Below are 12,812 nucleotides of genomic sequence, written 5' to 3' on the forward strand. Positions count from 1 at the left end.
GCTTTATATCAGCCTTACAGGAGACGCACACGCAGCGTGCGTCCCTTGATCTTGCCTTCGCTCAGGCGCTTGAGGGCCTGGCGTGCCACGTCACGCTGCACGGCGACCAGCGCCTGGTAATCGAACAGGGCGATCTTGCCGACCTGGTCGCCGGGGATGCCGGCATCGCCGGTCAGCGCCCCGAGGATGTCGCCGGGGCGCAGTTTCTCCTTGCGCCCGGCGCCGATGCACAGGGTGTGCATCGGCGGCAGCAGCGGCTCGCCGCCAGCCTTGGCCGCGGGCAGCGGATACCAGGCCAGCGCCTTGCCCTGCAGGGCCTCGATGGCCTGGGCACGGCCGGCTTCGGCAGGCGCCACCAGGCTCAGTGCCAGGCCCTTGTCGCCGGCGCGGCCGCTGCGGCCGATGCGGTGGATATGCACCTCGGCATCGCGTGACAGCTCGACGTTGATCACCATCTCCAGGCCGGCGATATCCAGACCGCGGGCGGCCACGTCGGTGGCCACCAGCACGCTCAGGCTGCGGTTGGCGAACAGGGCGAGAATCTGGTCGCGTTCGCGTTGCTCCAGGTCGCCATGCAGGGCCGCGGCGGAAATCTTCTCGGCTTCCAGCTGCGCGGCCAGTTCGTCGCATTGCTGACGGGTGGCGCAGAAGGCCACCACCGGCTGCTTGCGAAAATGCCGCAGCAGGGTGCTGACCGCCTGCATGCGCTGACCGGGAGCGATTTCGTAGAAGCGTTGCTCGATCTGATCGTCGTCGTGCAGCGCCTCGACTTCGACCCGCTCCGGGGTACGCAGGAAGCGCGCGGCGAGTTGCTCGATGCCGGCCGGATAGGTGGCGGAGAACAGCAGGGTCTGGCGTCGCGCCGGGGTCTGTTCGATGATCTCGGCGATGCTGTCGACGAAGCCCATGTCGAGCATGCGGTCGGCCTCGTCGAGCACCAGGGTGTTGAGACCGTCCACCTTCAGCGTGCCCTTGCGCAGGTGTTCCTGCACCCGGCCCGGGGTGCCGACGATGACGTGGGCGCCATGCTCCAGCGAGCCGATCTGCGGGCCGAAGGGCACGCCGCCACACAGGGTCAGCACCTTGATGTTGTCGGCGGCGCGGGCCAGGCGGCGGATTTCCTTGGCCACCTGATCGGCCAGCTCGCGGGTCGGGCACAGCACCAGTGCCTGGCAGCCGAAGTAGCGCGGGTTGAGCGGGTGCAGCAGGCCGATGCCGAAGGCCGCGGTCTTGCCGCTGCCGGTCTTGGCCTGGGCGATCAGGTCGCGACCCTTGAGGATCAGCGGCAGGCTGGCAGCCTGGATCGGCGTCATCTCGGCGTAGCCGATGGCGGCAAGGTTGGCCTGCATGGCGGCAGAAAGGGGCAGGCTGGCGAAGGCGTTGGCGGTCACGGCGAGAGCTCGGGCAGGGATAAACAGGCCGGCAGTGTAGCAGGCCCGCTCATTCTTCCGCTGAAACCTCGATATTGCGCCCGCCGCGGCCGTCTTTCGCATCCAGTTGCAGGAATATCGCCGCCGCCAGCATCGACAGCAGGCCGACGCACAGGTAGGTGGCCTGGAAGGCCTGCAGCACCTGCCCGCTGTCGCCCAGCTCACGGCTGAAGCCGCTGAGCAGCGCCGCGGCCGAGGCGACGCCCAGGCCCATCGCCAGCTGCACCACCACCGACAGCAGGCTGTTGCCGCTGCTGGCATCGCGGTTGTTCAGGTCGATCAGGGTCAGGGTGTTCATCGCGGTGAACTGCAGCGAGTTGCAGGCGCCGATCAGGCTCAGCTGCACGATCAGCTGCAGCGTCGAGGTCTGCCCGTCGATCAGCGCCAGGCTGGCGATCAGCGCGCCGAGCAGCAGGGTGTTGCCGGTGAGGATGTTGCGGTAGCCGAGGCGTTCGATCAGCGGCCTGGCCAGCGGCTTGACCGCCATGGCCGCTAGCGCCAGGGGGATCAGGCTCATGCCGGCCTGCGCCGGCGAGTAGCCCAGTGCCAGTTGCAGCAGCAGGGGGGTGAGAAAGGGCAGGGCGCCGCTGCCGAGGCGGGCGAACAGGTTGCCGATGATGCCCACGGCAAAGCTGCGGGTGTGGAACAGCCTGGGGGCGAACAGCGGCTGCTCGATGCGTCCGGCACGCAGCCAGTAGGCGGCCAGGCAGGCCATGCCGCCGAGCGACAACAGCACCACGCGCATGGTCGGCAGGTGCAGTTCGCCGAGCCCCTCCAGGGCCACGGTGATCAGCAGCATGGCGGCGCCGAACAGCAGGAAACCCGGCGTATCGAAACGGCTGCGCTGTGGCCCGCGCAAGTCCGGCATGTGCCGCAGCGCCGCCCAGCAGCCGAGCAGGCCCACCGGCAGGTTGATCAGGAAGATCCAGTGCCAGCTGGCGACCACCACCAGCCAGCCGCCGAGACTGGGGCCGATCAGCGGGCCGAGCAGGCCGGGCAGGGTGATGAAGCTCATGATCCGCACCAGCTCCGAGCGCGGATAGGCGCGCAGTACCACCAGCCGCCCGACCGGCATCATCAGCGCGCCGCCAAGGCCCTGGATGACCCGCGCGCCAATCAGCATGTTCAGCGATTCCGCCAGCGCGCAGAGCAGCGAGCCGAGGCTGAACAGGGCGATGGCACCGAAGAAGATACGCCGCGTGCCGAAACGGTCGGCGATCCAGCCCGAGGCGGGGATCAGCAGGGCCACGGTGAGCATGTAGGCGATCACCACCGACTGCATGCGCAGCGGGTCCTCGGCCAGATCGGCGGCCATGGCCGGGAGCGCGGTGTTGAGGATGGTGCCGTCCAGCGTCTGCATGAAGAAGGCGATGGCGACAATCCAGGGCAGCAGGCGGGCCGTGCGTGGGTCGAGCGGGTTGGGGGCGGTCATGCTGTCCTCATGGTCTGTGCGCTTCACTCTAGGTGGCCGGTCGGGCGGCGGCAACGGCATGCGCCGGTGGAAGCGCGCGCCAGAGCGAGTGCTACGCTGGGTTTACTGGCACATCGCCCCGCAAGGGCTAAGGACAGCTTCATGCGCTGGTTGTCTCTGTGGCTTACGCTGGCCTGTCAGGCTCTGCTGGCAGCCGACTGGTTTCCCTATCCGGTACACGTCGATGGTCGTCTGCTGGATTACCGGCCTTTGCCGGTGGCCAGCCAGCCCTGGCGTGTCTGTGCGCTGCTCCCGCATGGCAAGGACCGCTATTGGTGGGGCGTGGCCTGGGGGCTGGACCAGGAGGCCGACCGCCTGGGGGTGCGGCTGGGTATCTACGAGGCCGGTGGCTACGAGCATGCCGACGTGCAGGTGGCGCAGTTCGAGCATTGCGTGGCCGAGGGCGCCGACGCCTTTGTCGTCGCCAGCATCAACACCTATGACCTGTGCAGCCTGGCAGAAGTGCAAAGCAATGCCGGCCGGCCCGTGGTCGATCTGGTCAACCGCCTGGATTGCCGTGGCCTGAGCACACGTTCGCGGGTCGACTTTGCCGATATGGCGCGTGCCTCGCTCGGCTATCTGGTGCGCCTCAGCGGCGGTCGACAGATTCAGGTCGGCTGGCTGCCGGGGCCTGCCGACGCCGGCTGGGTGCAGGATGCCGAGCGCGGCCTGCACCAGGCCCTGGCCGGAACCAGGGTGACCCTGGTGCATGGCGGTTATGCCCCGGTGGATCGCAGCCGGCAGGCGCAACTGGTGCGAGAGCTGTTCAAGCGGCACCCGCATCTCGACTACCTGATCGCCAATGCCGAAGCGGCAGCCTTTGCCGCGCAACTGGCGCGTAACATCGGCTCCGAGGCGCGTGTGCTGTCGCTGTACGCCACCGAACGGGTGCTGGAGCAGATTCGTGAGGGGCAGGTGCTGGCAGCGCCTACCGATTCGCCAGTGATACAGGCGCGCATCGCCCTGGACCTCGCCGTTCGTGGCCTGCAGGGCGAGACGCTGCCGCAGCTGGTGAGCCCGCGCATCGAGATGCTCGATGCCGGCTCGCTGGAACGCTTCGACCTCGGCCGGCTGATGCCGCCCGAGGGCCACTGGATGATCCGCCAGGAGCTACCCGACTAACCTTTCCTCCAGGCTGCGTAGCGGTGCGCCACGCACCGGTCGCTCGCCGGCGACGAAGTAGGGGGCGTTGCTGCGCGGCAGCGGCTGGCGCCCGCGAATCCGGTCGGCGATCTTCTCGGCCATCATGATGGTGGTGGCGTTGAGGTTGCCGGTGATGATCTCCGGCATGATCGAGGCGTCCACCACACGAAGGCCCTGCAGGCCATGCACGCGACCCTGGCCGTCGACCACCGCCATGTCGTCCTCGCCCATCTTGCACGAGCAGGATGGGTGGAAGGCGGTTTCCGCGTGCTCGCGGATGAAGGCATCCAGTTCGGCGTCGCTCTGGCAGTCGATACCAGGGCTGATCTCGCGGCCGCGGTACGGGTCGAGCGCCGGCTGCGCCATGATCTCGCGGGTGATGCGGATGGCATCGCGAAACTCCTGCCAGTCCTGCTCATGACTCATGTAGTTGAACAGGATGCTCGGGTGCTGGCGCGGGTCCTTCGACTTGAGCTGGATGCGCCCGCGGCTGGGCGAGCGCATGGAGCCGACATGGGCCTGGAAGCCGTGCTCGTTCACCGCGTTGCTGCCGTTGTAGTTGATCGCCACCGGCAGGAAGTGGAACTGGATGTTGGGCCAGGCGAACTCCGGGCGGGTGCGGATGAAGCCGCCGGCCTCGAACTGGTTGCTGGCGCCGATGCCGTTGCCGGTGAACAGCCACTGCGCGCCGATGCCCGGCTGGTTGAGCAGCTTGAGCGCCGGGTACAGCGACACCGGTTGGGTGCAGGCGTACTGCAGGTACATCTCCAGGTGATCCTGCAGGTTCTGGCCGACGCCGGGCAGCTCGTGTACCAGGGCGATGTCCAGCTCGCGCAGCAGCGCGGCGGGGCCGACCCCGGAGCGCTGCAGGATCTGCGGCGAGGCGATGGCGCCGGCGCACAGCAGCACTTCGCGGCGAGCACGGGCTTCGGTGGCATCGTTGGCGTTGCCGATCAGGTAGCTGACGCCGCTGGCGCGCTTGCCGTCGAACAGGATGCGGTCGGTGGTGGCGTGGGTGACGATGCTCAGGTTGGGGCGCGCCCGTGCCTGGTCCAGATAGCCACGCGCGGTGCTGGCGCGGCGGCCCTGCGGGGTGACGGTGCGGTCCATCGGGCCGAAGCCTTCCTGCTGGTAGCCGTTGAGGTCATCGGTGCGCGGATAGCCGGCCTGCACGCCGGCCTCGACCATGGCGTGGAACAACGGGTTGTTGCCGGCCTTGGGCGTGGTCACGCTGACCGGGCCGTCGCCGCCGTGGTAATCGTTGGGGCCGATGTCGCGGCTTTCCGCCTTGCGGAAGTAGGGCAGGCAGTCGTGGTAGGTCCAGTCTTCCAGGCCCTTGGCCTTGGCCCAGTTGTCGAAGTCCAGGGCGTTGCCGCGGATGTAGCACATGCCGTTGATCAGCGAGGAGCCGCCCAGGCCCTTGCCGCGTCCGCACTCCATACGGCGGTTGTTCATGTGCGGCTCGGGGTCGGTCTCGTAGGCCCAGTTGTAGCGCCGGCCCTGCAGCGGAAAGGCCAGGGCGGCGGGCATCTGGGTACGGAAATCCAGGCGATAGTCGGGGCCGCCGGCTTCGAGCAGCAGCACGCTGACGTCTGCGTCTTCGGTCAGGCGGGTGGCCAGCACGTTACCGGCCGAACCGGCGCCGATGATGATGTAGTCGAATTCTTGCGACATGTCTCCTCCTGCTGCCCGGTTGCGATCCGGGAAAACGCGGTGCCGGTTCCCGGATTGCATCCGGGCTACGGTGCGACGATCTTTTTGTAGGAGCGGTTTCAGCCGCGATGCTTTCGCGGATAAATCCGCTCCTACATGGCGTGGCGTTGGCGCTCAGAACACCGAGGCGTAATCGCCCATTTCCAGCTGCACCGACTTGATGCGGGTGTAGTGGCCGAGGGTGACCAGGCCGTTCTCGCGGCCGACGCCGGATTGCTTGTAGCCGCCCACCGGCATCTCGGCCGGCGACTCGCCCCAGGTGTTGATCCAGCAGATGCCGGCTTCCAGCTTGTGGATCACCCGGTGCGCGCGGTTCAGGTCGCGGGTCACCACGCCGGCGGCGAGGCCGTAGTCGGTGTCGTTGGCGCGGCGGATCACTTCCTCTTCGCTGTCGTAGATGAGGATGCTCATCACCGGGCCGAAGATTTCCTCGCGCACGATGGTCATGTCGTCCCGGCAGTCGGTGAACACGGTCGGCGCCACGTAGGCACCCTTGGCGTAGTCGCCGTCGGTCACGCGCGCGCCGCCGATCAGCAGGCGCGCACCCTCGCTGCGACCCTTGTCGATGTAGCCGAGCACGCTTTCCATGTGCGCGTAGCTGACCAGCGGGCCGAAGTTGGTGGCGTCATCCAGCGGATCGCCGAGGCGGATGCGTTTGACTCGCTCCAGCACCTTGGCTTCGAAGCGCGCCTGCAGCATGCGCGGCACGAACACGCGGGTGCCGTTGGTGCACACCTGGCCGGAGCTGTAGAAGTTGGCCATCACCGCGATGTCGGCGGCGCGATCCAGGTCGGCGTCTTCGAACACGATCAGCGGCGACTTGCCGCCCAGCTCCATGGTCACTTCCTTGAGGCTGGAGCTGGAGGCGCTGGCCATGACCTTCTTGCCGGTGACGGTGCCGCCGGTGAAGGACACCTTCTCGATGCCCGGATGCTCGGTCAGCCACTGGCCGACTTCGCGACCGCTGCCGGTGAGCACGTTGAACACCCCGGCGGGCAGACCGGCCTCGGTGTAGATTTCGGCCAGCTTCAGCGCGGTCAGCGAGGTCACTTCGCTGGGCTTGAAGATCATCGCGTTGCCGGCGGCCAGGGCCGGGGCGGATTTCCACAGGGCGATCTGGATCGGGTAGTTCCACGCGCCGATGCCGGCGACCACGCCCAGCGGTTCGCGGCGGGTGTAGACGAAAGAGGTTTCGCGCAGCGGGATCTGCTCGCCCTCGATGGCCGGGATCAGGCCGGCGTAGTACTCCAGCACGTCGGCGCCGGTGACGATGTCGACGTAGCGGGTTTCGGACAATGGCTTGCCGGTGTCGAGGGTTTCCAGCTCGGCCAGCTCGTCGTTGCGCTCGCGCAGGATGTCCACGGCGCGACGCAGGATGCGCGAACGCTGCATGGCGGTCATCGCCGCCCACACCTTCTGCCCCTCGGCAGCGCTGGCCACTGCGCGGTCGACATCGGCCTGGCTGGCGCGCTGCACCTTGGCCAGCACTTCACCGGTGGCCGGGTTGACGCTGTCGAAAGTCTGGCCGCTGCTGGCGGCGACGTACTGGCCACCGATGTAGAGCTGCTGTTCGGCGAAACGGGGCATGGGCTGTCCTCTGGCACGAATGATTGGCTAGAAAACAGCCTATTTTATTTAGATTGAACGATCAATCAATAAAAACGACCCGGCGTGACCAAAAGCGACATGGCGGGCGCCAATCATTAGTAGGATGTCGAGGTGTCGATCAGGCTGGGTGCAGCTTCTGTGCGGGAGCGTGCTGGGGATTCGGGAAAGGCTGGTGCGCACGGCGCACCCTACGAGGCTCGCCCGCGCCCACAGGCCGGGTGGGCGTAGGGTGGGCGTAGGGTGGGCTTCAGCCCACCAAGCTCACTACCAAACTCACCACCAAACCCAAAATGGACCACCACCCCCAATGCCCCTTCGCAACAGCCTAGCGAGCCTTGCCCAGCTGCAGGTCGAGGTAGTCGTAGGCGATCCGGCGCGCCTGTTCGGTGTCGAAGGCTTCGCCGGAAAGCGCACCGCGCAGCCACAGGCCGTCGATCAGCGAGGCCAGGCCGCGGGCGGCGAAGCGGGCCTGGTCCTGCGGCAAAACCCGGCGAAACTGGCCGCACAGGTTGGAATAGAGGCGGTGGTCGTTGACCCGCTGCAGGCGGCGCAGGGCCGGCTGGTGCATGCTGCTGGCCCAGAACGCCAGCCAGGTCTTCATCGCCGGACCGCTGACCTGGCTGTCGTCGAAGTTGCCGTCGATCATCGCGCGCAGGTGGGCGCGCGGGCTGTCGTCGCTCAGGGCCTGGCGCCGCTCGGCCACGGCATCGCGCAGCGCCTGCATCAGGTGGCGCATGGTGGCTTCGAGCAGCCCGTTCTTGTCGTTGAAATAGTGGCTGATGATGCCGTTCGACACCCCGGCCAGGCGGGCGATATAGGCGATGCTGGCGTCCGCCATGCCGACCTGGTCGACGGCTTCCAGGGTGGCGGCGATCAGTTGCGAACGGCGAATGGGCTGCATGCCGACCTTGGGCATGGGGGATCTCCAGCGGGCGAAGTTGCGCCGGAGTCTAGGCGGATTCTGATCATGCGATCAATCAAGGGAAGCGGGGAGGACGCTCCCGCAGGGGGGCGCGTGGCCACCTGGGCCGTTCGTCCGGGCTTATCGTGGGTACCCGTGGTGCGCATGGCACACCCCGCGGAAACGACGAAGCAGGCCGCAGCAGCCCGCTTCGTCGCGTTAGCGGGCCTGCGTTACTTCAGCCAGCTGTCGACGCGATCCGGGTTGGCGGCGATCCAGTCCTTGGCGGCCTGATCCGGCTTGGCGCCTTCGCGAATGGCCAGCATCACCGCACCGACTTCCTCGCCACTCCAGGACAGCTTGGCGAGGAAGGCCGCAGCGTCGGCCGCCTTGCCCTTCAGCTCGGGGTTGGCCACGGTATCGACGCGCTCGTCGTCACCGAAGACCTTCTTCGGATCTTCGAGGAAGCGCAGTTTCCACTTGGCGAACATCCAGTGCGGGATCCAGCCGGTGACCACGATCGGCTTCTGCGCCTTCTCGGCGCGGGTCAGGGCAGTGGCCATGGCCGGGCCGGAGCTCGGCATCAGCTTGATGCTGGAGAGGTTGTATTCCTTGATGGCGTCCTCGGTGCGGCGCATCACGCCGGCGCCGGCGTCGATGCCGGTGATCTTGCCGTCGAAGTCCTTGGCGTACTTCTCCAGGTCTTCGATGGTCTTGGCTTCGACGTAATCCGGCACGATCAGGCCGATCTTGGCGCCGGAGTAGTTGGTGCCAAGCACTTCCACCTTGTCCTTGAGCTTCTCGTAGTACTCGCCGTGGGTGGCCGGCAGCCAGGCGGACAGGGTCACGTCGAGGTCGCCGCGGGCCACGCCCTGCCACATGATGGCGGGTTCGACCGGCTTGAGTTCGACGCTGTAGCCCAGTTTGCTTTGCAGGATTTCACCGGCGACATGGGTGACGGCGACGCTGTCGTCCCAGCCGTTGACGTAGCCGATCTTCAGGGTGGGTTTGTCGGCGGCCAGGGCGCTGCCCATGCCGATGGCCAGGGCGGCAGCGCCGAGGCAGAGATGCTTGATTACGCGCATGTTTGTTGTGCTCCATCAGTGAGTGGCAGTTGCAAGATCGTTGACTGGCTCGTTCTCATTGCGGGCCTTGCGAAACCGTATTGCGCAGCAGATTGCCGGTTCGCGGGCAAAGCCTCCCCGTCACGGCCAAATCGGCCGCTAGTGTTCAGCGAGGAGGATTCCGGGTCCTTGCGGGCCCGAATGGGGTCGTGGCCGCTTACAGCCCGACGTGTTTCTTCACGGCGGCGACGCCGTCCTGACCGTCGAAGGTGGTCACGCCGCTCAGCCACTGGTCGAGGATCGCCGGGTTGGCCTTGATCCACTCCTTGGCGACGTTCTGCGGGTTTTCCTTCTCCAGCACCTTTTCCATCAGCTGGCTTTCGATCTCGACGGTGAACTGCAGGTTGTTCAGCAGCTTGCCGACGTTGGCGCAGCGCGCTTCGTAATCCGGCGGCACCACGGTGTAGACCTTGGCGGCGCCATAGTCGGGGCCGAACACGTCGTCGCCACCGGACAGGTAGGTGATGTCGTGCTGGGTGTTCATCGGGTGCGGCGCCCAGCCGAGGAACACCACCGGCTCCTTCTTCTTGATGGCGCGCGACACCTGCACCAGCATGCCGGCCTCGCTGGACTCGACCATGCGGAAGCCGCCGAGGCCGAACTGATCGTTCTTGATCATGCCGTCGATCAGCAGGTTGCCGTCGTTACCCGGCTCGATGCCGTAGATCTTGCCGCCCAGCTGATCCTTGAACTTGGCGATGTCCTGAAAACTCTTCAGGCCGGCTTCGGCGGCGTAGGTCGGTACCGCCAGGGTGTACTTGGCGCCTTCGAGATTGGCCTTGGGCAATACCTTGACGCCGTTGTCCTTGAGGAAGGGCTCGATCACCGAGTCCATCGAGGGTGCCCAGTAGCCGAGGAAGACATCCACCTGGCCGCTTTTCACACCGGTGAAGGCGATGGGCACCGAAGCCATGATCTTGCGCGGCTGGTAGCCCAGGCCCTCGACCAGGGTCATGGCCACGCCGGTGGTGGCGGCGATGTCGGCCCAGCCGATTTCGGCGAAACGTACCTGTTTGCAGCTCGCCGGCTCTGCGGCCATGGCACCCTGCATCAGGGCGCAGGACAGCAGGCCGATTGCGGCGGTGATCTTGATCGTTTTCATCTGCGGTTCCCTGTGAAGTGAAACGGATTAGGTGGACTGGCGCTGCAGCTTGCCGCTGAACCAGGCGAACACGCCACGCCTGGCGGTCTGCTTGGTGCCGAAGCTTTCGGTGATGCGGTCGAGAATGATCGCCAGCAACACCACGGCCATGCCGCTCTCGAAGCCTAGCCCGATGTCCAGACGCTGGATGCTCGCCAGCACATCGTTGCCCAGGCCGCCGGCGCCGACCATCGAGGCGATGATCACCATCGACAGGGCCATCATGATGGTCTGGTTGACCCCGGCCATGATCGACGGCATGGCGTTGGGCAACTGCACCTTGAACAGCAACTGGCGACTGGTGCAGCCGAACGACTGGCCGGCCTCGACGATTTCCTTGTTCACCTGGCGAATGCCCAGGCTGGTCAGACGTACCGCCGGCGGCATGGCGAAGATCACCGTGGCGATGATGCCGGGCACGCGGCCAAGGCCGAACAGCATGGCCGCCGGGATCAGGTAGACGAACGCCGGCATGGTCTGCATGAAGTCGAGAATCGGCCGGATGATGGTGGCCACGCGCTCGCTGCGCGCCGCCCAGATGCCCAGCGGAATACCCAGCAGCAGGCTGATCAGGGTCGAGGAGAAGGTCAGTCCGAGGGTGACCACGGTCTGCTCCCAGAAGCCGGTCATGACGATGAGGATGAATGCCACCGCGGTGAAGATGGCGAAGCGTACGCCGATGCGCCACAGGCCAAGGCCGACGAAGATGGCGATCAGCAGCCAGGCCGGCGGCAGCATCAGCAGGTTCTCGATGCCCTCGGAGAAGCCGCTGACCAGTTGCCCGATGCTGTCGAACAGGCCGCTGTAGTTGTCCAGCAGGTGCTGGACCACGTCGTTGACCCAGCTGCCCAGGTCGAGTTTCTTGTCACTCATGGGATTCCCCCTGCAGGCGGGTCAGCAGACGGCCCTTGCTGATGGCGCCGCAGTAATGACCTTCGGCGTCCACCACCGGGATCGGCCCTTCGTTGTCCACCAGGCGGCTGATGACGTCTTCCAGCGGCATGTCCTCGGGCACCGGCACCACCTGCTTGAGGGCGTTGGCCTCGAGCGGACGGGGCTCGTCGCCGTCGACCATCAGGGCGATCTTTTCCAGGCTGATCGAGCCCTGGAAATGGTTGTCCTCGTCGACGATGAAGGCATAGTGCTTGTCCAGCGCCTGCAGCTCCTTGCAGATCTTCGCCGCGTCCGGCGCCTTGCCGTTGTACACGTAGGTCGGCACGCTGTCGGCCTTGAGCTGGCCGGCGGTGAGGTAGCGGCTGGTGTCGACGGTGTCGAAGAAGTTGCGCACGTACTCGTTGGCCGGCTTCTCGATCAGCTCCTGCGGGGTGCCGACCTGGATCAGCTTGCCGCCTTCCATGATGCCGATGCGGGTACCGATGCGCATGGCTTCCTCGATGTCGTGGGAGACGAAGATGATGGTGCGGCGGTGGGTCTTCTGCAGCTCCAGCAGCACGTCCTGCATCTCGCGGCGCTTGAGCGGGTCGAGGGCGGAAAAGGCCTCGTCCATGATGATCATCGAGGGGTTGACCGCCAGCGCGCGGGCCAGGCCGACGCGCTGCTGCATGCCGCCGGACAGCTCGTTCGGGTACTTGCTGGCGAAGGGTGCCAGGCCGACCTGCTCGAGCACCTCCATGGCGCGCTTCTCGCGCTCCTTGCGGCCGACGCCGGCCACTTCCAGGCCGAAGGCGGCGTTGTCCAGCACGCTGCGCGAGGGCATCAGGGCGAACGACTGGAAGACCATGCTCATGTCGCGACGGCGCAGGTCGATCAGTTGCGACTGCGGCAGCTTGGCCACGTTCTGGCCATCGATGTAGACATCGCCGGCGCTGGGTTCGACCAGGCGGTTGATCAGGCGGATCAGGGTGGATTTGCCGGAGCCGGACAGGCCCATGAGCACGAAGATTTCGCCTTCCTCGACGCTGAACGACACGTCGCTGACGCCGATCACGGCGCCCTTCTCGGCGAGGATCCGCTCCTTGCTCCAGCCTTCCTTGAGCAGGCCGATGGCTTCTTGTGGGTTGGAGCCAAACACCTTGTACAGGTGTTCGACCACGATCTTTCCAGACTGCATGGGACGTTTCCCCTTCAATCGGCATCCAGTTGGCGCTGGCACGACTGGGCACGCATCATCGAAGCGTAGAACAGCGGTGACCGGCCTCAGATATCTGTGGGTGTTTTCTGAAAGTCGAGGTTGGCGAACGTTTCGCTGCGCTGGCTGACGCAGTCACCCGGACACATCCACGCGGCGCACCGGCAGCCCGTCGCGTCGTTGTATCGTGTC

Annotated in this window: 10 protein-coding genes; 1 reads left to right on the plus strand and 9 read right to left on the minus strand. The window is 66.3% G+C overall.

Annotated elements, in window-relative coordinates; all coding sequences use genetic code 11:
- Positions 1 to 14 precede the first annotated feature (14 nt).
- Together dbpA and mdtD are read right to left on the minus strand one after the other, a co-directional pair.
- Positions 15 to 1,391 carry an ATP-dependent RNA helicase DbpA gene (dbpA, locus tag BLS61_RS09460; RefSeq protein ID WP_090430171.1) on the minus strand — a complete coding sequence of 459 codons (1,377 nt, stop codon included), beginning with the start codon at positions 1,389 to 1,391 and terminating at the stop codon, positions 15 to 17.
- A 49-nt stretch (positions 1,392 to 1,440) separates the two neighbouring features.
- Complete coding sequence (mdtD, locus tag BLS61_RS09465; RefSeq protein ID WP_090430173.1) at positions 1,441 to 2,862, minus strand: multidrug transporter subunit MdtD; 1,422 nt, start codon at positions 2,860 to 2,862, stop codon at positions 1,441 to 1,443.
- Between the two features lie 141 nt (positions 2,863 to 3,003).
- Here mdtD and torT point away from each other — a divergent pair, with 141 nt between their 5' ends.
- Positions 3,004 to 4,023: a TMAO reductase system periplasmic protein TorT gene (gene torT, locus BLS61_RS09470; protein ID WP_090430175.1), complete on the plus strand. Its 1,020-nt coding sequence runs from the start codon at positions 3,004 to 3,006 to the stop codon at positions 4,021 to 4,023.
- Here the strand turns inward: torT and betA are convergent.
- The 7 genes from betA to BLS61_RS09505 form a co-directional block, all read right to left on the minus strand.
- A complete protein-coding gene (betA, locus tag BLS61_RS09475) occupies positions 4,012 to 5,718 on the minus strand; it encodes a choline dehydrogenase (protein WP_090430176.1) in 1,707 nt (568 codons plus the stop codon). The genes torT and betA overlap by 12 nt on opposite strands.
- A gap of 153 nt (positions 5,719 to 5,871) precedes the next feature.
- Positions 5,872 to 7,344 (minus strand): betaine-aldehyde dehydrogenase, encoded by a 1,473-nt coding sequence (gene betB / locus BLS61_RS09480; protein WP_090430178.1) that lies wholly within the window; start codon positions 7,342 to 7,344, stop codon positions 5,872 to 5,874.
- Between the two features lie 346 nt (positions 7,345 to 7,690).
- Positions 7,691 to 8,281 carry a transcriptional regulator BetI gene (betI, locus tag BLS61_RS09485; RefSeq protein WP_090430180.1) on the minus strand — a complete coding sequence of 197 codons (591 nt, stop codon included), beginning with the start codon at positions 8,279 to 8,281 and terminating at the stop codon, positions 7,691 to 7,693.
- A gap of 218 nt (positions 8,282 to 8,499) precedes the next feature.
- Positions 8,500 to 9,351: a glycine betaine ABC transporter substrate-binding protein gene (locus BLS61_RS09490; protein WP_090430182.1), complete on the minus strand. Its 852-nt coding sequence runs from the start codon at positions 9,349 to 9,351 to the stop codon at positions 8,500 to 8,502.
- A 196-nt stretch (positions 9,352 to 9,547) separates the two neighbouring features.
- Complete coding sequence (locus tag BLS61_RS09495) at positions 9,548 to 10,492, minus strand: choline ABC transporter substrate-binding protein (RefSeq protein ID WP_090430184.1); 945 nt, start codon at positions 10,490 to 10,492, stop codon at positions 9,548 to 9,550.
- Between the two features lie 27 nt (positions 10,493 to 10,519).
- Positions 10,520 to 11,404 carry a choline ABC transporter permease subunit gene (gene choW / locus BLS61_RS09500; protein ID WP_090430186.1) on the minus strand — a complete coding sequence of 295 codons (885 nt, stop codon included), beginning with the start codon at positions 11,402 to 11,404 and terminating at the stop codon, positions 10,520 to 10,522.
- On the minus strand, positions 11,397 to 12,602 hold the full coding sequence (locus BLS61_RS09505; protein WP_090430188.1) for a quaternary amine ABC transporter ATP-binding protein: 1,206 nt from the start codon (positions 12,600 to 12,602) through the stop codon (positions 11,397 to 11,399). The genes choW and BLS61_RS09505 overlap by 8 nt, the downstream gene beginning before the upstream one ends.
- Positions 12,603 to 12,812: the final 210 nt, after the last annotated feature.

The organism is Ectopseudomonas guguanensis (assembly GCF_900104265.1).
GTDB lineage: Bacteria > Pseudomonadota > Gammaproteobacteria > Pseudomonadales > Pseudomonadaceae > Aquipseudomonas > Aquipseudomonas guguanensis.